The organism is Rhizobium sp. WSM409, assembly GCF_057653825.1.
Genome location: NZ_CM172794.1, coordinates 294,108 through 317,637, shown reverse-complemented (window position 1 = coordinate 317,637; position 23,530 = coordinate 294,108). Strand labels below are relative to the sequence as shown.

Here is a 23,530-nt window from a genome sequence, read left to right as displayed (position 1 = left end):
GCTAGGGCCGGACGATGACCTTGATCTCGCCCGGCAATGGCGCGTTGCCCACCACGTCGGCGACCTCCTCGAGACTTATGGTTTTGGTGACCAATGCGTCCAGCTCCAACACTCCGCTCGCGACCATTGCCGCAGCGCGCGAATGGGTGAAGGGGTTGAGGTAGGCCGGCCTGATATCGACTTCGTTTACGAGCAGATCGAAAGGCAGAACCGGCACCTCGACACCCGCCGGTGTGACCCCAAAAAGCACGAAGGTACCACCGCGCCGCGCCATCTTCAGACCGCTTTGAAGCGTGTCGCTGACGCCGGCGCACTCGATGACAACGTCGGCGCCGCCTTTGGTGACCTCTCGAACGGAAGCGATTGTGTCTGAAGAGGTCGGGTCGAAGGCGTGCGTCGCCCCCAGGCGCAGAGCGGTTTGGCGTCTCGATTGCTGCCGCGTAATCAAAATAATCTCGCCTGCCCCAGCCAGGCGGGCCAGTTGCACCATGAGCAGGCCGATCACGCCCCCGCCGAGGATCGCGACGCTGTCGCCCGGACGGATCCTTGCCTTGTCGATGGCGTGAATACAGCAGGCCAGCGGTTCACTGAAGGCGCCGTGAACGGGATCGAGGCCGGCAGGCAGGACGAAGGCCTGGGCCTGCGGCACCGCTACATATTCGGCAAAGCCGCCATCCCGTGTCACACCGATGGCGGTCAAGCTCTCGCACAAGTTCGGCCGCGCCTGCGTGCACGCCCGACAGGTGCCGCAGGCAATATTCGGGTCCACCGTCACAAGCTCACCACCGGTAAAGCGGGTAACGGTATCGCCGATCGCTTCCACTATGCCGCACAATTCGTGGCCCAGCGTGACGGGGATAGCCGTCGGATACTCGCCCTTGTACATGTGGCGATCGGAACCACAGATGCCGGCCACTGCAACCCGGACAAGCAGCTCGCCCGGTCCGGCAACCGGCCTCTCGACGCTGCGCATGGTCAAAGACCCGATCGACTCCAAACGTACAGCTCTCATTCCACTCCTCCAGACATCAAGTTCGATTGCCCATTCCGGCTGATGAAGCCAAGCGCCTCAGCTCATGACATTGCCGCCGTCGACATTGTAGCACTGCGCCACGATGTATGCTGCATCGGGTCCGGCCAGGAAGGCGGCCATGGCAGCTTGTTCTTGGGGGGCGCCAAATCGTCCGGCCGGGACGGCGGCGGCCACGCGGCGCTTGACGTCACCGGGTCTCAAACCTTCCCGGCTGCCGAGTTTTGCATCGACGACGTCCCACATCGGCGTATCGACGACGCCGGGAGCGATGGCGTTGACGTTGATCCCGTAACGGATCAGCTCCAGAGCGCAGCTTTGGGTGATGCTGATGACGGCCGCCTTGGAAGCGCAGTAAGCCACGGCCGGTCCTTCGCCCCGGCGCCCAGCCTGGGACGAGAAGTTGATGATGCGTCCACCTTCCCCTCTTTCCACCATGTGCCGGGCAACGGCCTGCGTCATGAAGATCAGGCCTTCGATATTGACCTGAAATACCCTAGCGGTCCGTTCCCGGGATATTTCCAGGATGGACTCGACGTCGTAAATGCCTGCGGCGTTGACCAGGATGTCGATCTGACCGGCGGTTGATATAGTGAAGCGTACGGCTTCTTCGATGCTGTCCTGGCGGGTCACGTCAAGCGCTGCACCCCAGACATCAGGGCCGATCGCTTCCGCCACCCGTGCGCATCGTTCACCGTCGAGGTCCGCCACGACAACCCTCGCGCCTTCGGCAGCGAAGCGTTGGCATACCGCCTTGCCGATGCCGCTCGCTCCTCCTGTAACCAATGCCACCTTGCCGGAGAGCCGCGCCGTTTCCGTATGGGTCATCGCACTGCCTCCCCGGTCGCGCCTAAATCGGCAAAGGCGCCGTGCGCGGCTGCCATAATGAATAGCTTCATGTTTGCTCTTCCCCTTTTGACTGAACGATAATCGGAGCCGCCCTCCTGAGGCGGCGCCAATGGGCTAAGCGGATTGCGGGTTCGTCTCCTTCGCCTCGCGAATAAGGACAGACATGTCGGGGATGCCATCGGTGGCCGTCGCCCCCTTGAGGCAACGCGCAGCTGCGGCATGGGCGACGGCGCAGATATGCTCGACCGGCCAGTTCTCATGCAGGCCGTAGAGCACGGCGGCGCAGAAAGCGTCTCCTGCGCCGACGGTACTGACGATGTCATCGGGATCGACGGGTCGTGAACGCGTCATGATCGGAGAAGCGCCGGGCGAAAACCAGAAGCAGGTTTCCGGCGCATGGATGATCGCGCCCTTGGAGACGCCGGCCGCAAGAAGGCGCTCCCCCGCTTCCAAAAGCCCCGCCTCGGTCAAATCTCCCTCCGCATCGCGAACGATAACGCCGGTTGCCCGCCCCGCCTCCATCTCGTTGATGATCAGATAATCGCAGAATGGCAGAGCGACGCCGACCTTGGCCGCAAATTCCGGGTCTTCGCTCGATACGAAATCCACGCAGGTCGTCAGGCCGGCGCGCCGCGCCGCTTCCAGCAGGCGCGATGCTCCCGAACGGCCGTCGGGGCCAATGCGGTCGAGACCCGGCAACAGCATGAGATAGCCGAGATAGAACAGCCGATAGCCGGCCTTGGCGAAGGCTGCGGGTGAGACAAGCTCATCCGTGACGGCATCGTTGGCGCCACCATGATAGAAGAAGGTCCGGTTCTGGCCGGGCACATTCATGACATGCGTATGCGCCGTCACCCGGTCGGCAAGCGCGGTGAGCCCCACGACATCGACGCCGGCAACCGCAAGGCGGGCCTTGACGATCTCTCCGTCCTGATCGGCGCCGATGCATCCCGCCGCCGCCAGTTTTCCGGGAAATCCAAGCGAAGCCAGATCGGTGACGACATTGGCCGCCCCGCCCCCCACACCCAGATCCTGGTGCAGGATATGGGCGAGATTGCCCTGTTCGGGCCAATAAGACAGGGTGTGGACGCGATCGACGATGAAGTTTCCGGCGCAAACGATGCCGCCCTGCTTTTGACTGTCGCGATCGTGAACCTCCTCCCCGGCTCGCATCAGCTGACTCCTTCGTTCCACAAGGGTCTCAGCGGCGGCTCGTCTTCCTCGATCGCGGCAAAGCGCGCGATCGGCTCCAGAAAGAAATTGTCGCTGTTGTCGTCGTTGACCTGGCTGACCTCGCCGACAAGGACAGGTCCGCCGCCTTTCCTGCCGTAGAAGCGGTGGTAAAGCCCGGTGCGGATCGTCACGCTCTGGCCGGGCTGGAGAACCAGCGGCTCCCATGCGGCGAGCCGGTGCTGCAGCCCGTCTACCGGCACCGTCACATCCTCCGCCAGCACATTGCCATCGGCATCGGTTGCGGCGAATTCGATGACGAGATCGCCGCCGGCGCGATTGATGATGTCTTCCATCTTCGCCGCATGACGGTGGGTCGGCGTAACCTGCCCTTCCCCAACGAAGAGCAGCTTTTCGGCATAGGTCCGTTCACCCCTGATATCGACGACGCCATTGCGCAGGCTAAACAGCACGAGACCGCATTCGGCGAAGCGGTTCGAGCCGAAATCGGTGACATCCCAACCCAGCTGATGGGCGCGCAAATAGGCTGATGCCTCAGGATGAGCGGCAAAATCGGCCGCCGTCCAGGAGCCCCATGCCGGCAGAGACCAGTGCCAGCGCTCGAGGGTCTCGGTTGCCCGCAGCAACGCGGCGTTGATCTCGGAGCGCTTCATCAGGCTGACGCCCCGTCATACTCGACCGGTACCACGACGTCCTCGAGGCCGGATTTGAGGGCTGCCGTCAGGACCGCATGATGCGCCTGCGCCTCGGCCGGCGTCGCGCAGCCGAAACCGTTGGCATTTCCTCCAACAAGCTCATCGACGAAGGCCGCCCACATCTGCTGTATGGCGTCGGCAAAACCGAATTCGAAGATCTTGCCTGTTATGGCTGGAAACAGCGAGCCATAACCGAGATCCTCGGTGCTCCAAGCCTGGACACCGCCATTATAGTCCATCCACTGCCATTGGCGCGGCGACTTCGTGCTGAAGAACGCGCTCTTCTTCATGCCGAGAACGCGGAGGTACCAGGTGTTGGATTCGCCGGGCGCGATGCGCCAGGTTTTCAGCACCATCGGGAAATCCTGATCGCCGGTGCGCACGCGGCTGCTGATCGTAGCATTGTCCCAGGTGGTGCAGGGCAACATGCCGCCCTTGCCGTCAGGACGTTCGGTGACCTTCTTGACCAATTGCGCATGCAGGGTCGTCGGGCGCCAGCCGAGACGCAGCGGCACGTGCAGCACATGCATGCCGAGATCACCCATGCAGCCATAATCGCCATTGATATCGGCCATGCGCTTCCAGTTGATCGGCTTCTGCCGGTCGATATCCGAAGAGTGCAGGAAACCCGCCTCGACTTCGATTATATCCCCCATCTCGCCACTTTTTGCGAGCGCGATGACCTTCTGCGCGCCGGGGAAGAAAGGCATTTCCGACGAGCAGCGGACCAGGAGTTCGGGATGCTCGGCGAGAACAGCCATGATATCCCGGTTCTGCGCGGCGTCCATGCCGAAGGGCTTTTCGCCGAGAAGATGTTTTCCGGCCTTCAGGACGTCGATGTAGAATTGCTGGTGCAGCACATGCGGGACAGCGCAATAGACCGCATCGACCTCGGGATTGGCCAGAAGCTCCTTATAGTCGGCGGCGAACTGCCGAACGGTCGGCACATGATCCCTGAACCAGTCGAGCAGCGTCGCGTTGGTATCACAGACGGCGACGATTTCCGGTCGCGCCTTCACATCGGCCAGATGCAGCCAGCGCGCCGCAGCACTCGCGAATTCGCGCCCCATCAGACCGCAGCCGATGACGCCGAAGCGGAATATTTTCGTCATGACATGTCCTCCCAGACGCGCGTCAGCCAATATGCAGCAAGGCCTGCTCGACGGAAGCCTTGTCATGGACGATCGCCATCAAGGCCCGCGTCATGCCGGCGGGATTTTGATGCTGGATGACGTTGCGGCCATAGACGATGCCACGGGCGCCCTGCTCCATCAACTGCTTGGTGCGGATCAGGATTTCCTGATCCGAAACGCGGCCGCCGCCGCGCACCAGCACCGGCAGGCCTTGGGCGATCTCGACGACGCGGTGATATTCCTCGACATTGTCGCAGGGGTCGGCCTTGATGATATCAGCGCCGAGTTCGGCCGCCTGGCGCACGAGCGGCAGGATCTTGTCGATCGCGCCGTCGACCATGTAGGCGCCCTTGGAATTGTCCTGCATGACGAGCGGCTCGACCATCAGCGGCATGCCGTAGATCTCGCATTCGCGTTTCAGGCTGTTCACATTGCGCACGCAGGCGCGGTAGACTTCCGGCTGGTCCGGCAGCATCAAGAGATTGACGACGACACAGGCGGCATCCAACGCAACGCCCTGTTCCACCGCCCTGTCGATCATTTCGGAAAACAGCTGAGACGGCAGGGGATTGCCATAGATGTTGGCGATGTCGGTGCGCAGCACCAGCGCCGGACGCTGCTTGCCGGGGATCGCCTGCAGCATGGGTGCGGTTCCCGGCGGCAGCTGAATTGCATCCGGCGCCGCTTGCGCGATCACCTCGATCGCAGTCTTCATGTTCTCGATGCCGGCGAGGAAAGTCCGTTCATTGAACATGCCGTGATCGATAGCAACGTCAAAACAATTTCCAGACACGCCGAAAAGTCGGTTCAATCGCGCGGATTTCATCAAGCTTCCTCCCGATATGGTAACGTTTCCACATTTGGATAAACGCAGCAGGAATGCGAGTCAAGATAATGTGGTAACGTTTCCATGCTGGTTTTTCCGATGCGGACGAGGCGCGCTCGCGCCTCGTCCGGGAAGAACTACCAGCAGGTGAATCCCGCATCGACGTTGACGATCGCCCCGGTCATCAGGCTGGCCGCGCCCGAGGCGAGGAAGAGGACCGCGCTGGCAACCTCTTCCGGCGTTCCCATCCTGCCCATCGGCGTGTCGGCGAGCCAGAGCGGAATACGCTCGCGATTGGCTTCGACGGCCACCACCATCGGTGTCTCGATATAGGTGGGCGCAACGGCATTTACCCTGATACCGTGGTGTGCCCACTCGGCGGCCAACGAGCGCGTGAGGTGATGGACTGCCGCCTTGGAGACGTTATAGGCCGTCTGAGGCTGGGGCCGGTTGCAGATCGTCCCCGACATCGAGCCGAGGTTGACGATGGCGCCGCGTTTCATCGAAATCATCGGACGACCAAAGGCGCGCGAGCACCAGAAGACGCCGTTGAGATTGACGTCCATCATGCGCAGCCAATCGGCGTCGGTGAGATCCTGCGCCGGGATGCCGCTCTGGCCAATTCCGGCATTGTTCACCAGGATGGTCGCCGGCCGCCCGCCGTCGGCGAGTTCAGCCGCGATCGCGTCCATTCGGGCCGCGTCTGTGACGTCGCCGACCCGGACTTCGACGTCGTAGCCTCTGTCGCGCAACGCAAGTGCTTGCACAGCGTCGGCCTCGCTGCGTTCGATGACGACGACGGCGGCGCCCGCCTCCGCCAGCGCCTCGGTGCAGCAGAGACCGATCGCACGCCCTCCGCCTGTGACCACCGCCCGTTCGCCGTCGAGGCGAAATTTCTGCTGGTAGCTCATTTCGCGTCTCCTCAAATGTCAAAGGCGCTTGGAAGCACGACGATATCGCGGATAGTGACGTTGCGCGGACGGGTCAGCATGAAGATGATCGCGTCGGCGACTTCCTTGGGCTCGATCAAGGCTCCGGCCTCCTTGGCCTTGCGAAGGTTTTCCTCCGGCCAGTCCGCAAGCAAAGCGCTGATCACCGGCCCTGGAGAAACCGACCCCACACGAATGCCACTTTTCAGAAGCTGGCGTCGCATCGTCTGGACGAAGCACGTCATCGCCCACTTCGATGACGAATAAACAGGTTCCCATGGAATCGCCGAGTGTCCAGCGACGGAGCTGGTGACGACAATGTCGCCGGTGCCGCGTTCGATCATGTGCGGAATGACGCTTCGAACGTTCTTGATGACGACGTTTACATTGAGATTGAGCATCCGATCGATGGTATCGAGGTCGGTTTCCATCAGGTCGCCGCCGATATAGGTGCCTGCATTGGCATGCAGGATATCGAGCTTGCCGGTCTTCGACAGGATGCCATCGAGCAGTCCCGCACACTCGCCCGGATCCAGCAAGTTGATCTTGAGCGGAATAGCGCGCTCGCCAAGCCGGGCACAAACCGTCTCAAGGGCCTTCTCATCGCGGTCCACCAGCACGACCGTCGCGCCAGCGGCGAGCATTGCCTCCGTCGAAGCGAGTCCAATTCCGGACGCAGCACCCGTGACCGCCGCGATCTTCCCATTCAATTCCGTCATCGATTTTTCCTCCTGTCTTGATCCTGATTGTCAATTCTTCCCGACGCCGCAGGCGGCGTGATAGTCCGAGAGACTCTTCGTCACCCTCCAGATCAAAACCTGTTCCGGATCGAGCGGCGCATCTGCGAATTCCTGTGCGGCCGGCATATGCTGCCAAAACAAGGGCAGCGGTACAATTTGCCCTCGAAGCGCCTCGCACAGGCGCCCGACGGCCTCTTGGGCTTCAGCCGACGCCCAATAATAGCGAATGCGGTCAGACAGCGAGTAATGCCGCAGCCAGCGCATCTCGGCGTTTGTCCCGTGGTAGTGGCGGCTCCAGTTGCCGGGCTGATCGAGCATCAGCGCTTCCATCGCCGCATAGAGCGGACGCTGGCCGTAATCGGGCAAAAGGTCCGACGCGATCGCATCCAGCGCGTAGAGCGCCTCGCGCAGGACGAAGGTCAGTTCGGGACCGACCTTCAGAATGGGAAAGCCATCCTCCACCAGCGCGGCCAAGGGCTGGGTCCCCTGATAGTCTGTCGAATGCGCCTCGAAGACAAACTGCGGCTCCTTGGTGAGCACCGACTTCAGCGCGTCTATCTTGCTGCGGTCGTAAAGGATGACATTCTGATTGCCGAACTCGACGCCCGGCTGAACGACCAGCCCGATGGCCCGTTCAAACGCTTGGCCGAGTCCTGCCTCCGCAAAGATCCGGCGGTGGACTTCGATCGTCTTCAGCGCCGCTGCGGCCGCCGTCGGATCGATGGTTGTCAGGGCATGATCGGCCCCGCCTGGCGGCGGCACTTCGGTGCCGATGACATAAACCGGCATTGCGCCGCCGCTCTTCTTCGCCGAGGCCTCGGCGACCGCCGCGAGCCGGGCGGCGCGATGGGCGGTGGTTTCATCGTCGAGCGCCACCGGCTCGCCCTTGCAGCCCATCGAGGCATCGAGGTGAATCTTGCGAAACCCGGCCTCGACATAGGCGGCAACCATCTTCTCCGCCTCGGCCATGGCCTCTTCGGCCGGCCGGTCACGCCAAGGATTGGGGCCGAGATGGTCACCGCCGAGAACGATCAGATTTTCCGGGCACCCTTCCTCGACTGCTATTTTGCGGACGAGGGACGCGAAGTCGCTTGGCGTCATTCCGGTATAGCCGCCGAGGTGATTGACCTGGTTGCAGGTCGCTTCGATCAGGACGGTGCTTGCCTGTTGCCGCCCGTGTCGGAGTGCGGCGCGAAGCACGATGGGATGGGCCGAGCATACGGAGGTCACGCCTCTGGGGTGGCCTTCGATCCTCATCTTGGCCAGTTCGTTGAGATGCACCTGCATCACGGGCGCCTTTCGGTTGAAGCGATGAATGCATCGAGTTCTTGCTGAGTGCCGGCACCTTCCATCGGACCGAGGACCGTCACGTTGCGGGCGCCGGCGGCCGAGGCATAGGTCAGAGCTTGCTGCGGAGACATTCCGAGCCGCCGGCAGGTAAGATAGGCACCGCCGAAGCAGTCGCCGGCGCCGGTGGGGTCGACCTCTTGAACGACAAATGCCGGAGCGTCGATGCGGTCTCCGTCCCTGCCGAAGTAGGTCGCGCCTTCGGCGCCGCGCTTCAGCACGATCTCCTTGACACCCATCTCGAACAAGCGGCGGATCGCCTCTGCCTCGCCTTCGACGCCGGCGGCACGCTCAAGCTCCTCTCCGGACGGCAGAAGCAGATCGGCGGCAGCGACAAGCTTGGAAAAGCGGCGCTCGGTATCCTCATCCAGCTTCAATTCCTTGCGAATGTTCGGATCCACTGAGAGGGTTCCGCCCCGCGCCTTGACGATGTCGACCGCCTTGTCGATCACCGCGCGCGCGCTGGGGACCGACAGAGCGGAACCCATCACGTGAAGATGTCCGCTCCGATGGATGAGATCGCCGACCGCTTGAGACCAGCCGAAGCGCGCAGCTGCTGATGTGGCGATGTTATAGACGAAATCCCTGGAGCCATCCTTGCGGTAGCGGACAAAGGCGCTGCCTGTGGGGTAATCCGAATCGATCGAGATCGTCGAAACGTCGACGCCGTCGCGTTTGAGGCGATCGGTATTGACACGACCGAAATCGTCATCGCCGACGGCGCCGACCATTGCGGCCTTGCCACCCAGGCGCCCGCATTGCGAGATGAAGATCGCTGGCGCTCCGCTCGCGAACGGACCGACGAGCGGCTGGGCTTTGAGAAAGCCGTCTCCGACCGTCGTGGCGACGATCTCGACGAGGATCTCCCCTACGCAAACGGTGGGACCAAGCGGGTCCGGAGCCAGTACTGAAGTCATTTGCAATCCTGCTTTCGATCGTTCTTGTCGTCAACTCGTCGCCGACTGGATCAGCGCACCGTCCTCGCCGCCGAACTCCTCGCTCTCCAATGACAGAAAGCGCTGGTGCAACATGCACGCCGCCCCGAAGGCGGAGCCGAACTCCGCATCATCGTCCACGACGATCTCCGGCGTAGGGAAAGGTATACTCTGGCCCTCCGACATGTGGACCGCCACCCGGGCGGCCACCATCGGGTAGAGGGATGCCACAGAGCCACCCAGCACGATCCTGTCGGGGTCGAGCAGCCGACAGGCCTGCAGCAATGCATATGCGAGATGGCGCGACCAGGTTTCGGCGATATTGACCGCGGCCGGGACACGGTCATGAACGTCGCCAAGGAATTCCTGCAGATCGACGTGCTTACGTCCAATAGCCTCGCGATACTGCCTGATCAGCACTTCGCGACCGATCAGTTGCTCAAACTTCTGACCGCCGCTTCCCGGCACCTGGGTGTGACCGATTTCTCCCGCCAGGCCGTGGCCGCCCCGGAACAGCTTGCCATCGATCATGATACCGCCACCAACGCCGGTTTCCATCAGCAGGAACAGGGTCACGCCTGAGACGCCGTGACGATAGCTGTCGCCGATCGCAAACGCGTTGGCGTCGTTTTCAACTGCGATCGGGACGGCGGCCGGGAAGGCGGCCAGGAAGGCGGATCGGCCAATCTCCTTCAACGACACCTCCCGCCAGCCGATGATGGGTGCGAGGGTGACAATTCCGTCCGGCCGGATGTGGGCCGGCGCCGATATGCCGAGACCCTTGCAGCGTCCGATCATCCCCTTCGCCATCGCGCCGACGATCAGCTCGACACCCCGCGCCACGGCCTCCTCCACGGTCGACGACATGGTGTCGAACGCGATTTTCCGACATGCCCGGACTTCGGCGGAGAGATCGACAACTGCAGCCGATATATGCTCGACGCCAATCTCGATCCCGACGAAGAATGCGGCATCGGGGACCAGTTCGAGCATGATACCAGGACGCCCGGCACGGGAATGCTCCAGGCGCTGCTTGCCGCTCTCGTCCGACTCCTGAACAAACCCGCCTTCCGTCAGCTCGGCGACGATCTCTCCCGAGGACGAGCGATTCATCCCGAGCTTCCGGGCGAGATCCGCCCGGCTGAGGCTTCGGTGGGCATAGATCGTCTGCAAGGCGGCGACGATATTGTTCTGTCGGATCCTGCGCGGCGAACTTCCGATGGAGACGGTGTCGTTCATGTTTCAATTCCCTTCAGTCGGCCCAACCCTTACACGACTGGAACAGGCTGTCAGAGGGATAATCAGGGCCGCGCGTTTGTGGCGCGGCGGCGCTTGGCCTCGTCATATTTCAGCTCGATGTAGCGCTTCGCGTGCGCCGCAAGCGGATCATTATCCTCCCAGGTGTCGCGCCAGATCGCGCAGGCGAGCGACAGGCCTTCGTCCACGACCGTCGTCGAGAAGCTTTCGAACACGATGTCGCGCTTGTAGTCGATGTCGAGCAGAGCGTCGAAGATCAGATCGAAGTTGATGACACCGTCACCGAGGTAACCGCGATTGCTCTCGCCGATGTGGAAGTAGCCGATCTTGTCGCCGGCCAGGCGGATCGCCGCGGCCGGATTGGCTTCCTCGATGTTCATATGGAATGTGTCGAGGTGGAGACGGACATGCTCCGATCCCGTCTCGGCGACGAACTTCAGCCCCTGCGCTGCCGTATTCAGCAGGTTGGTCTCGAACCGGTTGACAACCTCCAGGACGAGGTCGACGTTCGCTTGTCTGGCGACTTCGGCGGTTGCGGCGATCGCGGCGACGCTATTGTCCCAGCCCTTCTTCGTCGGTTGGCGATTGTACTTGGTGTGCGCGGAATAGAGAATTCCGCCGAGCTTGTTGCCGCCGATGTCACGGACCGCCCGAACGGCGTCGGCCAGCGTCTGCTTGCCGGCGGACACAGCTGAGGTATCCTCGCTCGATACGTCCCTGTCGAGCGGCAGGCCCATCGTCACGCCAATCTCCACGTCAAGCGACTGCGCAAGCTTTGCCAGTCGATCGAGATTGAATTTCTCGGGGCGCAGATAGGCAAATTCGATGGTGCGATATCCGTGTTCGGCCGTCTTGTTGAGGGCCATCTCCAGCCCTTCCTGCGTTTGGCCGCCTGTCCATACAAATGAATGGATACCCAATCGACGCATAGCCTTTTCCTCCAAAAAATGCCTTTGGCTGCGGACAGTGCTATGCCATTTAGTTTGGCAAGACAACAAATAATTTTGGCTTAAAATCTTTTGCTGCTTTGCAAAAATACCTTGCAATGCAACATTTTAAGCTTGCGCCCATTGCATTCAACCCTCCGTCGGAAATTAGTTTCTGCGAAAATCAATAGGATAGATCCTCTATTTGCATGTTTAGACAACAAATGTTGCGCCGGTGGTTTTTTTGGCCTACACAAAGGACCGGCGAAATGATCTCGCTGCACTTTGGGAGGATTGAAAATGAACTATGCTTTGAAGGCTAGCGCGCTTGCGCTGACGCTCAGCCTCGCCGCCACTGCTTCGCCTGCCTGGGCTGATTTCTGGTCCGACGCCGGCGCCAAATTCAAGGGCGTGACACTGCACGGCGTCACCGAAAGCACCCCGCCATCGAACTACATCAGGAATGTGCTTGCTCCGGAATTCGAAAAGAAGACCGGCATCAAGGTCGACATCGAGACGACGTCCTGGGATCAGATGTACGACAAGGCCATCAAGGACATGGAAGCCAAGACTGGTATCTATGACATGGTCTACATCGAGCAGGACATCATCTACTCCTATCTCGCCAGGAATTTCCTCGTCGACATCACCAAGACGCTTAAAGACCAGCCGGATCTGAAGGCGCCGACCTACGACGATGCGAACTTCACCAGCTTTGCCGACTATTTCAAGGACGCGAGCGGCGATCTCTTCGGCGTTCCGATGGAAGCCTTCCTGAAGGCGTATCTCTATCGTAAGGACCTGTTCGAAGATCCGAAGATCAAGGAAGCTTTCAAGAAGGAAACCGGCAAGGACCTGAAGCCGGCGACCACACACGCGGAATACACCGAGATCGCCGAATTCTTCACGAAGTACGGCAAGGACAACGGTATGGAGCTCTGGGGCACCACCGCTCAGGCACATACCGGCCATCCGGCGTCCTGGTATGAATTCTTCGAGTCCATCGCGCCGACTTTCGGCGTCTACAATTGGGGCATCGACGCCAAGAACAATTATGCGGCGACGGTCGAACATGGCGGCGCAATGAACGGCGACAAGGCCAAGGCCGCGTTGAAGTACTGGCTGCACCTGCGCGACATCGCTCCTCCGGAATCGACGCAGTCAACCTGGACGGAAACCGCAACGACCTTCGCCGCGGGCCGCGTCGCCCAGGGCCTGATCTACGGTGAGAACGCCGCGTGGATCGCAAGCGATCCGGCGCAGTCGAAGGTGGTCGGCCAGGTCGGTTTCGCTCTGCCGCCGCTCGAGCCGGGCGTATTGGACGACGCGAAAGCTGGAAAGGGCTATATCGGCTACTACGATGGCGGCGCCTTCGGCGTTCCGGTCACGTCCAAGAACAAGGAAGCATCACTGCTGTTCCTCGAATTCATCGGCCAGAACGAAGTGCAGCCCGATTGGGCGATCGCCGCACCGCGCATCACCAACAAGGCGACGTTCGACGATCCGAAGGTGAAGGAGATGGACGTCAAGCTCGGCGGCTTCTACACGATGCTGAAGGACGACGGCAAGCTCTTCGCCGGCGCTCCCCCCTACCCCTTCCATGCGCAGGTGCGTGAAGCGACCGCTCCTATCTTCTACGACATCCTGACCGGCAAGATCGGGCCCGATGAAGGCCTCGACCAGATGGCGGCCAAGGCCGAAGAAGAGCTCACCTCGCTCGGCTATCGCAAATAAAACATCCTCCCCAACTTGACGGGTCGTTCCGACGACCCGTCATCTTCCGTTCCCAGATGGAGCGGACGTCCACATAACGTTCAATGGGGGATAGGCGATGCATTCGCAGAAGCTCGGGTGGCTGTTGCTGTCACCGACCATAGTGATCCTCGGACTGTTCGGGATCTTTCCTTTCATCTACGTCCTCTGGGTCTCTTTCCATTCATGGAACCCGTTCGCGGCCAATCCGGGCATGATTTTCAACTGGGCTGAGAACTATCGGCGGCTCGTCTTCGACCCGCAGTTCCTGGCATCACTCGGCATCACCCTGACATTCGTCTTCTTCGCGGTCGTGTCGGAGCTGGTCCTTGGCTACATCCTCGCCCAGGCGCTGCTCAAGGACTTTCCCGGAAAAGCGGTGTTTCGCACGATCCATACGCTGCCGCTGATCATGGCGCCGATCATCGTCGGCTCAGTCTGGAAGCTGATGACCACCCCCTCCATCGGCATCATTCCCTATCTTCTGAGGAGCTGGTTCGGCTACGATCTGAATATCGGCCAGAGCGCCGTCGCGGCCTTCACCGTCACTGTCATCATGGACATCTGGCACTGGACGCCGCTCGTCACCCTGTCGCTGATCGCCGCACTCGTCTCACTTCCTTCAGACCCGTTCGAGCAGGCGCAGATCGACGGCGCGGGCAAAAGCCAGATCTTCTGGCACATCACGCTGCCCCTGATCCGTCCGGCCATGCTCGCCACCGTGTTCATCAGGCTGATGGATGCGCTGCGCACCGTTGACGAAGTCCTGATGCTGACCGGCGGCGGTCCGGGTTCATCGACGCGCTACATCGGCGTCCATATCTTCAAGGAAGTCTTTCCCAAGACGAATTACGGCTACGGTTCGGCGATCTCCGTCATCGTCCTCTATCTCACCATCGTCGTCTGCTGGCTGCTCTACGTCGGTTTGATTGCGCCCCGCGTGAAGAGAGGTTGAAGCGATGAAGAAGACCCGTTTTCCCTGGCTTCCGGTCGTCCTGTGGACCTTGATAAGCCTCGCGACCCTTTTCCCGATCTACTGGCTCTTCGTCATATCGGTGAAACAGCCCTTCGACCTGTTCTCGACGCCCGATGTCATTCTCCGGAGCTTCTTCTGGAAGAACTACCAGGACGTGCTGACCAATCCGACCTTGCGCGGATACATGCTCAACTCGATGATCATTTCGTCAGGCAACGCGCTGCTCGTCACCACGCTCGGCTTCCTTGCCTGCTACGCCCTGACGCGCTTCGACCTCGCCGGCAAGGAAAGCATCTTCTTCTGGACGATCACCAACCGCATGGCGCCGCCGGCGGTCTTCCTGCTGCCGCTTTTCCTGCTACTGACGCAGGTCTACAGGATCGGCGACTTCTCGCTCGCCGATTCCAAGCTGGGCATGATCCTGGTCTATTGCTCCTTCAACCTTCCCTTCGCCATCTGGACGCTGCGTCCGACCGTGGAAGGCATTCCGAAGGAATTGGACGAGGCGGCCTACATGGACGGCGCGAGCCCATGGACCGTCCTCTATGATATCATCTTTCCTTTGGCACGGCCCGGACTTGCGGTGACGCTAATCCTGACCTGGGTGTTTGCGTGGAACGAATACCTGCTGGCAGCGACGCTCACCAATTTCCACGCGCGGACTCTGACCACCGGCTTGTCTGAATATGTGACGACGACGGGGACGGCCTGGGGCATCATGGCCGCGATCTCAATGCTGACATTGGTTCCGGCGCTCATCGTCTTTTCGGTGGTCCAGCGTCACATCGTCGCCGGCCTGACCTTCGGCGCCGTGAAAGGATGAAACTATGACGTCTCAATCAGGAAATAACGAACGCAAGCCGGGATTTCTGCCGATCGAAACGAACTGGTTCGACCGGCTCTTCATCTCGATCGTGATCTGGGTCGCGCTCTCGCTGTTCTGGATGCGGTTCATCGAGCCGTTCGGGCCTTCGGTATGGTTCGCGGCGGCAATCTCGGCGGTCCTTGGCGCCTATGTCGTCTGGAAGGGATGAACCGATGAATTCCGTCAATGACATCAAAACACAAACTGGGCTGCTTTAGGGGGAACGACATTGGCAAACGTACAGGTTAGCGACGTCACCAAGAAGTATGGCTCTCTTCAGGTCATGCATGGCGTGAGCGTCGACATCGAGGACGGGGAATTCGTCGTTCTGGTCGGTCCCTCCGGATGCGGCAAGTCCACCCTGCTCCGGATGATCGCCGGGCTGGAGACGGTCAGCAGCGGAGACATCCGGATCGGCGGACGTGTCGTCACCGACGCTCCTCCAAAGGAGCGTGACATCGCGATGGTCTTCCAGAGCTACGCGCTCTATCCCCACAAGACGGTCGCCGAGAATATGGGCTTTCCGCTGAAGATGGCCAAACGTCCGAAGGCGGAGATCGACGAGAAGGTCGGCAGGGCGGCCGAGATCCTCGATCTGACGCGTTATCTCGACCGCTATCCGAAGCAACTGTCGGGCGGACAGCGTCAACGCGTGGCGATGGGTCGTGCCATCGTCCGAGACCCGAAGGTCTTCCTATTCGACGAGCCATTGTCGAACCTCGACGCTAAACTCCGCGTCACCATGCGCGTCGAGATCAAGGAGCTTCACCAGCGGCTGAAGACCACCACCGTCTACGTCACGCACGATCAGATCGAGGCGATGACGATGGCCAACAAGATCGTGGTGATGCGTGACGGGAGGGTCGAGCAGATCGGCAAGCCTCTCGATCTCTACGACTTCCCCGTCAACCTCTTCGTCGCCGGCTTCATCGGCAGCCCATCGATGAACTTCCTTGAGGGCCGCATAGCCACCCGCGACGGCAGGAAGATCGTCGTCACCGAACAGGGCATCACCTTGCCCATGGCAGATACAAATGCTGAGGAAGGACGAGCCGTTACCTACGGCATCCGACCGGAGCACATCACGATCGGCGAAGAAGGCGTTCCGGTCGAAGTCTCGGTGTTCGAGCCGACGGGTTCCGAGACGTTGATCTTCGGCCGCACGGGAGGCGTGCCGATCGACGCGCTGATCCGTGAGCGTATCGAGGTCGACCCCGGACGGACGATGTACTTCCACATCGATCCCCGACGTGCGCATATCTTCGATCGGGAAACAGGCCAGAGACTTTAGGAGATCGACCCATGGAGTTCAGAGGAAAGACGGTGATCGTGACCGGCGCCGGCAAAGGTATCGGACGCGAAATTGTAAGGATGCTCGTCGAACGGAGTGCGCAGGTCGTCGCGCTGACGCGCAGTGCTGCCGACGTCGAAGCGTTGCGAGGGGAATTCGGCTGCCGGGCAATCCAGGTCGATCTCGCGGACGCCGATGCGACCAGAGAGGCGGCGATCGCTGCCCTTCCCGCAGATTTCCTTATCAACTGCGCCGGCACGACCGAGCTCCAGCCGTTCCTGGAGACGACCGTCGAAGCGTTCGATCGTCTTGTCGCGGTCAATACGCGCGCTCCGATGATCGTCGCCCAGGAATATGCCCGTTCGCTGATCAAGGAGGGCCGCAAGGGCGCCATCGTCAATGTCTCGTCGGTCGCCTCCTTCGTCGGCATCCCCGACCACGCGGCCTATTGTGCATCGAAGGGTGGATTGGATGGCTTGACGCGGGTCATGGCCAAGGAACTTGCGCCGCACGGCATCCGCGCCAACGGCGTCCATCCAACGGTGACGTTGACGCCAATGGCGGTGAAGGCATGGAGCGATCCCGAGAAAGCCGCGGGGATGATGAAGCGAATTCCCGTCGGTCGCTTCGCCGAGCCGGCAGATATCGCCGAGGTTGTTCTTTTCCTGCTGTCCGATCAGGCTGCCATGGTGAACGGGATATCGATGCCGGTGGACGGTGGTTATATGATTGCTTGAAGTTCAGGACGAACGCGTCGTACGAGGCTGCGATTGCAATCGAGAAAGCGGCGGCGTTGACCGCCGCACCAATCGGCGCAGCTCATCTTGATCGACAAAATGGTCCGTCACTCCGGCCTCTTTATCCGGATGACTGAAGACAAGACCGTCGGAATCCTCAAGCTTGAGAGCTTGCTCGGTATTCATGATCCCCAGTGCCTGGCGCTCGTACTCGGACTCGAGCGCCGCCTCGACGATGGCTTTTCTCTTGCGCATGTCCATATCCTCCGTTCCTCAAAGGGTAACGGACGGCCGGACTCGCGGTTCCGATCGAGGCATCACGATATGAGACCCGTTGAAACGAACGCCCCGCCGATACTCCCCGGTACTGGCGACGCCGCCTAACTCGGCGAGACGTCAGGCCCACCGGCGGCTCTTTGAATTAAGCGGGCAACCACTTCTGTGCGGTTCTGCGCCTGCAACTTGCGCATTATGTGCTGCAAATGCATCTTCACCGTATGCCCCGACAAATTAAGTTTTCCTGCAATGACCTTATTTGAACAGCCGCATTGCAGCTCTGCGAGGACATCCGCTTCCCGGGGAGTGAAATCAGCAATCGCCAAATACTGCGTCCTCTCATCCAAACTCTTTTCGGCCTCATTTCTGACCGGCGTATGATCGTTTGGGACTGCTGTAACAGCTCCCAATAGCTGCGGGAAAAACGTTCCTCCAGCCAGAACGAGACGAAGACCGGCAAGGGCAATGTCAATGGGAAGTGAAGTCGAGAATAAGCCGCGGAGGCCCATCTTGAGTGCCTGACGGGCTATGATGGCGTCATCCGTACCTGAGAGCAACGTGACAGGAGCCTCAGGAAAACGTGCAGCAATCGCCGCGAGATCGTCACGCAGGCTGGTGCTCTCAACACTTCTGCCAGCCAGACCCAATACAATCAAACGCACCTCAGCTCCGAGAGCACTCTCGAGACTCTCGGTCGAGATCAAATCTATAACGTTCCATCCGGCGAGTTCACGCTCAAGAAGCTTCACCACGGTGGTGCGCGCCAATGTAGAATGCTCGATGATGATCACAGTTGGTGCATTGCGCCCGATACGGCGCCTAGTTCCAGTAATGTCGGACACTTGCGTGCTCCCCAAGAATATTTGCAACGCAACAGCTGTTCATATTATTCCTGTTCTCACTACATGTCATGAGAAAAAGTGAGTGTATTTCTGATATTAATAGTCTTACCTCTCATGATAATTCTTATAGTTTATAAAATATCAATGATAGATAACTGTGATTGCAGAGCACATTGAAGAGATTTTTCATGAATTCCTGCTGGTTCGACTTGTCGCTGCAGACTTTCCAGCCTTCGCCGAATTCACGTACGGCAAGCGGGTCAACAAAGCTTTCAAAGGCACTGAAAAGGCAACCAATCTGCTACAGACCCATTCAGGAAAGCGCCATTGGATCTAACGAGTTGCCGATCGGCTCGGCTTTGTTTCCATATCTCAATTCAAAGCAGTCGCAGACCCGACAGCAAAATGACAAACGCGAAAAGCAACAAAAGCCTGAGATCGCTGACTACCCCTTATGATTAGTGAAACTGTGCTCTAATGACGCATTATACCAGTTAGCATTGTTCTCCCGCGCAGACAGCACTGCGCCGGCACCGACCGATAGCGGCCGGAGGTCACGGCCCCTGTCGGCCGAAATCGGCGACAATGCGGATGAGGTCATGGTGGAATGTTCGGGATCTCAGTGAGCCCGCCGTTCAGTGCCATATCGGCCCAAGGAGCCGGAATGCCGGGCGGAGGAAACAATTCAACACATGGCTTGAAAGATCGCACGAAGAACGGTTTCGTGCAGTTGAGCCTCCGCAATGCAAGTGGGGAGGCTATGCGCTAGCGCAATACCAGCAAAAATGCGTAGCGGTTTTGCGTCCGGAATTGTATGGAAACAAAGAGATAGAGCATTTCCGTGCTTCGAAGAAAAATGGAAAGGCTCTAGCCATGCATGAAGCTCAGAATGTCGTCTACGAGAGCCGAATGGGCGTCTGTGAGGTTACCGTCTCCGCCGTGGCCCGCGATGCCGGCCAACTGGAGCGCATGTTGATCATAGAGAACATGATCGACCTGTTGGGCGTCCGCCGTCCCACCGGCGGGAACGGCAATGTTGATGGGATGGAAATAGCCGAAATTGACATCGACCATGCTGCCGGTTGACGATCCGACTCCGTCACCGCCACCACCGAGCGCATGGTTGCCGGTGAAAATCGTGTCTGACGACAGGTTGAAGCCACCGCCATTGCCGCCGATGCCTGCGATCTGCACAGCTCCCTGATCGAAAATGACATTGTTTGTCTGATGGGCCTCCGCCGAGCCGCCCGCGGCGCCAATGGCGATATTGATCGGCGAGAAGATGGCGATACTCACGTCGACCATAGTGCCGACGAAATATCCATCGCCGCCATGACCTGCATAAAAGTCGCCGGTCAATGTGAGCGCAGTTCCCGGGCTCATCGACGAGCCGTGGCTCGCGACGTTATGGTCTCCGCCCGAGCCGCCCATGCCGCCGATCTGGGTTGCGCCCTGCAGGAACAGGGCGTTGTTCGATTGCTCGGCGTGAGCCGTCGCGTCGGGGCCTGCAGCCACGGCAGTATTGACGGGGGCAAACAGTGCGACTTCGGTGCTCACGAGTCCGCCGTAGAAAAGCCCATTGCCCCCCGTGCCGGCATGATTGGCGCCATCGCCGCTGCCGATGGCAACATTGCCGCTGCCGCCATTCCCGCCTATCCCGGCCATTTCGGTGGGATGCTGATTGATGAGCGCATCATTGCCCTGGAAAGCGTCGGCACCCGAATGAGGTCCCGCAATAGCGGCATTGGACGGCATGAAAACGGCCAACGCGTTGCTGCTGATCACGCCTTCGCTTATCCCGTCACCACCGCTGCCGGCTGAATTAGAGCTTGGACCGGAAGCGACATCCAATGGAAGCCAAGTCGGCACCAGCGCCAGATGTCCCGCGGCCACATTGGAGGCGAGGTGTTGATCGGTGCCCGCCTTGGGCAAGTCTTCCACTAAGGAACGAGTTTCCGCCATTGCCGTCTCCATCCGCGGTCAACCGCACGTTCACCGAGCGTGCGGCGCCATGCAGCCTGAATTGTTCAGGCATTGTGCCTCTGAACGGAAGAAAAGCGGAGCCTGCAATTCGTCTACATCCCGTCGGCTAGGACTGTAGCCATTTGGCTGTCATGACCGCAGCGCCCGTTGTGCGAGTTTGCGAGCACCAATCCGCCCTTGGATCAGAGGTCCTGCATCTTTCTCGCGGCGGAACATAAACGTTTTCAGCCCCGAACAGGATCGTCTTTGCCAAGCGCAAACCTGATGAGAACCCCGGATACAGGCGGTTTTCTTCGGCGGGCGTTGCTTCAAAAAGCGGCGCCGCTTCGACGAGGTCGCAGACATGATCGTGGCCATGCCATCCGACGCCAAAGCACCAAGTACCAATTCAAATAACGCTTCGCCGCCTCGAAGTATACATCCGAATGAATGTCACCGAATATCTAGATGGTTCACAGATTAAATCGCAGGCATTATTTGCATGCGGTTGTATTGGCTGGCGGTGACATGCTTGATACTCACGCCGTAAAAGCAACACTGATGAAACGAAGTAGAAGGAGTGACATCAATGCCTATTCCACAGATATCCGACACGATTCATCTCAACAACCCGGATGCGGGTGACGCGAATGCCGGCAACGGCGGAGATGGCCACAACGATGGGAACATCAACTACAACCCGGTTGCATATGTAGACCCAGTGCAAACGGTCTACGGGACCGATACCCATCTGCACAACGGCGATCACGTTTGGCAGAAGGCAGGTTGGGACGCCGGCAGTGGCGGAGACGGTGGCTTTGCTCAGGCCAAGAACGGCTTCCTGGCGGCGGTCACGAACAGCGGCGACGGCGGCGCGGGGGGAGATTCCCACTCCAACGGCAGCCAAGGAAACTCGAGCGGCGGCGACACGGCTACCGTGAATGCGGCGACGACCGCGACACAATATACGCAGCTTGTGGCCGATCAGCATGCGACCATCCTCGCAGGCGTCGGCGGCAACGGCGGCAACGGAAACAACGCTCTGGGCGGCGATATCTCGTCAGCTCTGGTTCACACCGATCCCGAAACGACGACGGTGAACAATTCTCTCGATCACTTCATAAACGCCTTCGGCCATATCGACGTCGACCATCTCGGCTCCTGAACTCAGACCTCAAGGGCCGCTGGTTTCGGCCGGCGGCCCTCAAGGTAAGCAGCCTCTTCTTGTCAGTATCAAGTGCAGCGAGATCTGATAATGACAACAATTTCCATAAAGCCACCGCGCCCGCCGACACAGCTTGTTGTTGCGCTCCGGGCTTGTGCCGGAGCCTTCGGGCTGGTCTTCCTCTATAGCTGCGGCTACAATCTGTTTCTTCTCGCGCCTTCGATCTATCTCCTGCAGATCTATGACAGGGTCCTGTCGAGCCGAAGCGCTGACACGCTGCTGATGCTGACGATGATCATCGCCATCGGCGTGATGGTCGGGTCCACGCTGGATATCGTGCGCAGAGCAGCTCTTTCGCGCATCGGCAGTTGGCTGGACCACAGGCTGCGGCCCATGGTGCTGACGGCATCGTTCGAATATGCCGCTCGCGCCGATACGGGAGCCGCCACGGAATGCTACAGGGACCTGGCCGCACTACGCCAGTTCCTCGATTCACCGGCTAGCTCGCTCTTTTTTGATGTTCCCTGGGCACCGGTATTCCTGTTCCTGCTCTTTCTTGTTCATCCGCTGCTTGGGACCATCGGTCTTCTGAGCGCGCTTGCACTTCTGCTGTTTGCGTTCCTGACGGAACTGGCGACGAGAGAGCCGCTTGCCTACGCCAATCTTGCCCTTTCGAGGAGCTATATCCGGTTTGCGACCGCCCTCAAAAACATCGAGGTGATCCGGGCAATGGGCATGCAGGATGGCGCAGCGCTGATCGTCTATCGCGATGCGGAAATGGCAAGAAGGGCGCAGGACATCGCGATGCATCGGACGGAGATCATTCTTGGTTTCTCCAAATCGATCCGCACCCTCGCGCAGATCCTGATGATGGGATCCGCCACCTGGCTGGTGCTCGCAAACAATGGCAGTGCCGGGATCATCTTCGTTGCGAGCCTGCTGCTCGGACGCGGGCTTGCACCAATCGAGGGCGCAATAGGTGCATGGCGCTCCTTTACGTTTGCGCGCAATGCCTTCAATCGCTTGAACAGAATGCTGATATCAGTTGCATCTGAACACGATGCTCGAATGGTGCCGTTACCGGAACCCAATGGCCTCGTTCTCGATAATGTCAGCTATATCAAGCCATTCGCCGATCGGCCGATATTGACAGGCATCACCTTGCGCCTCGCGCCCGGCGATTGCATAGCGCTCATCGGTCCTTCGGGATCGGGAAAATCGACACTCGGTCGCGTCATAGCAGGCGTTGTGCAAGCAACGAGCGGATGTGCTCTTCTCGGCGGGGTCGATATCTCAGCTCTGCGCCTTTGCGGGGGGACCCGCCACGTCGGATACCTGCCGCAGGACATCGAACTTTTCGGCGGGGCGATCAAGGATGTGATCGGCCGGCTGGACGGAGGAGATCCCGGCAAGGCGATCGACGCCGCAAAGCTGGTTGGCTTGCACGACGCGATCATGCGGCTGCCCCAGGGCTACGAGACCGATATCGGTGAAGGTGGAAACCTGCTCCTTCGAGCGCAACGCCAACAGCTGGGACTGGCACGGGCGGCCTATGGAAATCCGTCCCTGATCGTTCTCGACGATCCGAATTCGAGCCTGGATTATGACGGCGAACGCATGCTGTTCACGGCAATCGAGCGTATGAAATCCAGGGGGATGACCGTCGTTATCATGACTCACCGGATGGGGATCCTGCCGGTCACCAACAAGATTGCCATCATGCGTAACGGGACGGTGGCAGCCTTCGGCGACAGCGAGCGGATTTATGAAACTTATCTTCAGCCACCGTCTCGAACAGGAACATAG

Annotated in this window: 23 protein-coding genes; 8 read left to right on the top strand and 15 right to left on the bottom strand. The window is 59.9% G+C overall.

The window, feature by feature from the left end; all coding sequences use genetic code 11:
- Position 1 precedes the first annotated feature (1 nt).
- The 12 genes from AC25BC_RS01575 to AC25BC_RS01520 form a co-directional block, all read right to left on the bottom strand.
- Positions 2-1,012, bottom strand: coding sequence for a zinc-dependent alcohol dehydrogenase family protein (locus AC25BC_RS01575; RefSeq protein WP_012756018.1), 1,011 nt, complete (start codon positions 1,010-1,012; stop codon positions 2-4).
- A 57-nt stretch (positions 1,013-1,069) separates the two neighbouring features.
- Positions 1,070-1,858: an L-iditol 2-dehydrogenase gene (locus AC25BC_RS01570; protein ID WP_012756017.1), complete on the bottom strand. Its 789-nt coding sequence runs from the start codon at positions 1,856-1,858 to the stop codon at positions 1,070-1,072.
- A gap of 135 nt (positions 1,859-1,993) precedes the next feature.
- The gene (locus AC25BC_RS01565) at positions 1,994-3,052 is read right to left on the bottom strand and encodes a carbohydrate kinase family protein (RefSeq protein ID WP_012756016.1); all 1,059 of its coding nucleotides are present in this window, start codon (positions 3,050-3,052) and stop codon (positions 1,994-1,996) included.
- Positions 3,052-3,723, bottom strand: coding sequence for a D-lyxose/D-mannose family sugar isomerase (locus AC25BC_RS01560; RefSeq protein WP_012756015.1), 672 nt, complete (start codon positions 3,721-3,723; stop codon positions 3,052-3,054). The genes AC25BC_RS01565 and AC25BC_RS01560 overlap by 1 nt, the downstream gene beginning before the upstream one ends.
- Positions 3,723-4,877, bottom strand: a complete 1,155-nt coding sequence (locus AC25BC_RS01555) for a Gfo/Idh/MocA family protein (protein ID WP_128406001.1) — start codon at positions 4,875-4,877, stop codon at positions 3,723-3,725. The genes AC25BC_RS01560 and AC25BC_RS01555 overlap by 1 nt, the downstream gene beginning before the upstream one ends.
- A gap of 22 nt (positions 4,878-4,899) precedes the next feature.
- The gene (locus AC25BC_RS01550; RefSeq protein ID WP_128439589.1) at positions 4,900-5,724 is read right to left on the bottom strand and encodes a class I fructose-bisphosphate aldolase; all 825 of its coding nucleotides are present in this window, start codon (positions 5,722-5,724) and stop codon (positions 4,900-4,902) included.
- Positions 5,725-5,861: 137 nt separating this feature from the next.
- Positions 5,862-6,635 (bottom strand): SDR family NAD(P)-dependent oxidoreductase, encoded by a 774-nt coding sequence (locus tag AC25BC_RS01545; protein WP_012756012.1) that lies wholly within the window; start codon positions 6,633-6,635, stop codon positions 5,862-5,864.
- An 11-nt stretch (positions 6,636-6,646) separates the two neighbouring features.
- Positions 6,647-7,372 carry an SDR family oxidoreductase gene (locus tag AC25BC_RS01540; RefSeq protein ID WP_012756011.1) on the bottom strand — a complete coding sequence of 242 codons (726 nt, stop codon included), beginning with the start codon at positions 7,370-7,372 and terminating at the stop codon, positions 6,647-6,649.
- 30 nt (positions 7,373-7,402) lie between these two features.
- On the bottom strand, positions 7,403-8,680 hold the full coding sequence (locus AC25BC_RS01535) for a D-tagatose-bisphosphate aldolase, class II, non-catalytic subunit (protein WP_128439590.1): 1,278 nt from the start codon (positions 8,678-8,680) through the stop codon (positions 7,403-7,405).
- On the bottom strand, positions 8,680-9,657 hold the full coding sequence (locus AC25BC_RS01530) for a tagatose kinase (RefSeq protein WP_128439591.1): 978 nt from the start codon (positions 9,655-9,657) through the stop codon (positions 8,680-8,682). The genes AC25BC_RS01535 and AC25BC_RS01530 overlap by 1 nt, the downstream gene beginning before the upstream one ends.
- A gap of 30 nt (positions 9,658-9,687) precedes the next feature.
- Positions 9,688-10,914 carry an ROK family transcriptional regulator gene (locus AC25BC_RS01525; protein ID WP_128439592.1) on the bottom strand — a complete coding sequence of 409 codons (1,227 nt, stop codon included), beginning with the start codon at positions 10,912-10,914 and terminating at the stop codon, positions 9,688-9,690.
- 62 nt (positions 10,915-10,976) lie between these two features.
- Entirely contained in the window at positions 10,977-11,861 is an 885-nt protein-coding gene (locus AC25BC_RS01520; protein ID WP_017992894.1) for a sugar phosphate isomerase/epimerase family protein, read from the bottom strand.
- A 297-nt stretch (positions 11,862-12,158) separates the two neighbouring features.
- Here AC25BC_RS01520 and AC25BC_RS01515 point away from each other — a divergent pair, with 297 nt between their 5' ends.
- From AC25BC_RS01515 to AC25BC_RS01490, 6 genes are all read left to right on the top strand, one after another.
- Positions 12,159-13,592 (top strand): extracellular solute-binding protein, encoded by a 1,434-nt coding sequence (locus AC25BC_RS01515; protein WP_012756006.1) that lies wholly within the window; start codon positions 12,159-12,161, stop codon positions 13,590-13,592.
- A 97-nt stretch (positions 13,593-13,689) separates the two neighbouring features.
- Complete coding sequence (locus AC25BC_RS01510; RefSeq protein WP_012756005.1) at positions 13,690-14,565, top strand: carbohydrate ABC transporter permease; 876 nt, start codon at positions 13,690-13,692, stop codon at positions 14,563-14,565.
- Positions 14,566-14,569: 4 nt separating this feature from the next.
- Positions 14,570-15,409, top strand: coding sequence for a carbohydrate ABC transporter permease (locus AC25BC_RS01505; protein ID WP_012756004.1), 840 nt, complete (start codon positions 14,570-14,572; stop codon positions 15,407-15,409).
- A gap of 4 nt (positions 15,410-15,413) precedes the next feature.
- Complete coding sequence (locus tag AC25BC_RS01500; protein ID WP_003556377.1) at positions 15,414-15,620, top strand: DUF2160 family membrane protein; 207 nt, start codon at positions 15,414-15,416, stop codon at positions 15,618-15,620.
- Positions 15,621-15,680: 60 nt separating this feature from the next.
- On the top strand, positions 15,681-16,742 hold the full coding sequence (locus tag AC25BC_RS01495) for an ABC transporter ATP-binding protein (RefSeq protein ID WP_012756002.1): 1,062 nt from the start codon (positions 15,681-15,683) through the stop codon (positions 16,740-16,742).
- Between the two features lie 11 nt (positions 16,743-16,753).
- Entirely contained in the window at positions 16,754-17,479 is a 726-nt protein-coding gene (locus tag AC25BC_RS01490) for an SDR family oxidoreductase (RefSeq protein ID WP_012756001.1), read from the top strand.
- A gap of 3 nt (positions 17,480-17,482) precedes the next feature.
- On the opposite strand, the gene AC25BC_RS01485 is transcribed toward AC25BC_RS01490, so the two are convergent.
- From AC25BC_RS01485 to AC25BC_RS01475, 3 genes are all read right to left on the bottom strand, one after another.
- Positions 17,483-17,740: a hypothetical protein gene (locus AC25BC_RS01485; RefSeq protein ID WP_017992890.1), complete on the bottom strand. Its 258-nt coding sequence runs from the start codon at positions 17,738-17,740 to the stop codon at positions 17,483-17,485.
- Positions 17,741-17,859: 119 nt separating this feature from the next.
- Positions 17,860-18,624: a LuxR family transcriptional regulator gene (locus tag AC25BC_RS01480; protein ID WP_017992889.1), complete on the bottom strand. Its 765-nt coding sequence runs from the start codon at positions 18,622-18,624 to the stop codon at positions 17,860-17,862.
- Between the two features lie 840 nt (positions 18,625-19,464).
- On the bottom strand, positions 19,465-20,559 hold the full coding sequence (locus tag AC25BC_RS01475) for a hypothetical protein (protein WP_128439594.1): 1,095 nt from the start codon (positions 20,557-20,559) through the stop codon (positions 19,465-19,467).
- A 589-nt stretch (positions 20,560-21,148) separates the two neighbouring features.
- On the opposite strand from AC25BC_RS01475, the gene AC25BC_RS01470 reads away from it, so the two are divergent.
- Both AC25BC_RS01470 and AC25BC_RS01465 read left to right on the top strand, forming a co-directional pair.
- Positions 21,149-21,724, top strand: coding sequence for a PE-PGRS family protein (locus AC25BC_RS01470; protein ID WP_128439595.1), 576 nt, complete (start codon positions 21,149-21,151; stop codon positions 21,722-21,724).
- Between the two features lie 90 nt (positions 21,725-21,814).
- On the top strand, positions 21,815-23,530 hold the full coding sequence (locus AC25BC_RS01465) for a type I secretion system permease/ATPase (protein WP_012755995.1): 1,716 nt from the start codon (positions 21,815-21,817) through the stop codon (positions 23,528-23,530).

Bases quoted from the DNA above. Each gene is read 5' to 3' on its own strand.
- AC25BC_RS01575 (WP_012756018.1), bottom strand. From the start codon at position 1,012: ATGAGAGCTGTACGTTTGGAGTCGATCGGGTCTTTGACCATGCGCAGC.
- AC25BC_RS01570 (WP_012756017.1), bottom strand. From the start codon at position 1,858: ATGACCCATACGGAAACGGCGCGGCTCTCCGGCAAGGTGGCATTGGTT.
- AC25BC_RS01565 (WP_012756016.1), bottom strand. From the start codon at position 3,052: ATGCGAGCCGGGGAGGAGGTTCACGATCGCGACAGTCAAAAGCAGGGC.
- AC25BC_RS01560 (WP_012756015.1), bottom strand. From the start codon at position 3,723: ATGAAGCGCTCCGAGATCAACGCCGCGTTGCTGCGGGCAACCGAGACC.
- AC25BC_RS01555 (WP_128406001.1), bottom strand. From the start codon at position 4,877: ATGACGAAAATATTCCGCTTCGGCGTCATCGGCTGCGGTCTGATGGGG.
- AC25BC_RS01550 (WP_128439589.1), bottom strand. From the start codon at position 5,724: ATGAAATCCGCGCGATTGAACCGACTTTTCGGCGTGTCTGGAAATTGT.
- AC25BC_RS01545 (WP_012756012.1), bottom strand. From the start codon at position 6,635: ATGAGCTACCAGCAGAAATTTCGCCTCGACGGCGAACGGGCGGTGGTC.
- AC25BC_RS01540 (WP_012756011.1), bottom strand. From the start codon at position 7,372: ATGACGGAATTGAATGGGAAGATCGCGGCGGTCACGGGTGCTGCGTCC.
- AC25BC_RS01535 (WP_128439590.1), bottom strand. From the start codon at position 8,680: ATGCAGGTGCATCTCAACGAACTGGCCAAGATGAGGATCGAAGGCCAC.
- AC25BC_RS01530 (WP_128439591.1), bottom strand. From the start codon at position 9,657: ATGACTTCAGTACTGGCTCCGGACCCGCTTGGTCCCACCGTTTGCGTA.
- AC25BC_RS01525 (WP_128439592.1), bottom strand. From the start codon at position 10,914: ATGAACGACACCGTCTCCATCGGAAGTTCGCCGCGCAGGATCCGACAG.
- AC25BC_RS01520 (WP_017992894.1), bottom strand. From the start codon at position 11,861: ATGCGTCGATTGGGTATCCATTCATTTGTATGGACAGGCGGCCAAACG.
- AC25BC_RS01515 (WP_012756006.1), top strand. From the start codon at position 12,159: ATGAACTATGCTTTGAAGGCTAGCGCGCTTGCGCTGACGCTCAGCCTC.
- AC25BC_RS01510 (WP_012756005.1), top strand. From the start codon at position 13,690: ATGCATTCGCAGAAGCTCGGGTGGCTGTTGCTGTCACCGACCATAGTG.
- AC25BC_RS01505 (WP_012756004.1), top strand. From the start codon at position 14,570: ATGAAGAAGACCCGTTTTCCCTGGCTTCCGGTCGTCCTGTGGACCTTG.
- AC25BC_RS01500 (WP_003556377.1), top strand. From the start codon at position 15,414: ATGACGTCTCAATCAGGAAATAACGAACGCAAGCCGGGATTTCTGCCG.
- AC25BC_RS01490 (WP_012756001.1), top strand. From the start codon at position 16,754: ATGGAGTTCAGAGGAAAGACGGTGATCGTGACCGGCGCCGGCAAAGGT.
- AC25BC_RS01485 (WP_017992890.1), bottom strand. From the start codon at position 17,740: ATGGACATGCGCAAGAGAAAAGCCATCGTCGAGGCGGCGCTCGAGTCC.
- AC25BC_RS01475 (WP_128439594.1), bottom strand. From the start codon at position 20,559: ATGGCGGAAACTCGTTCCTTAGTGGAAGACTTGCCCAAGGCGGGCACC.
- AC25BC_RS01470 (WP_128439595.1), top strand. From the start codon at position 21,149: ATGCCTATTCCACAGATATCCGACACGATTCATCTCAACAACCCGGAT.
- AC25BC_RS01465 (WP_012755995.1), top strand. From the start codon at position 21,815: ATGACAACAATTTCCATAAAGCCACCGCGCCCGCCGACACAGCTTGTT.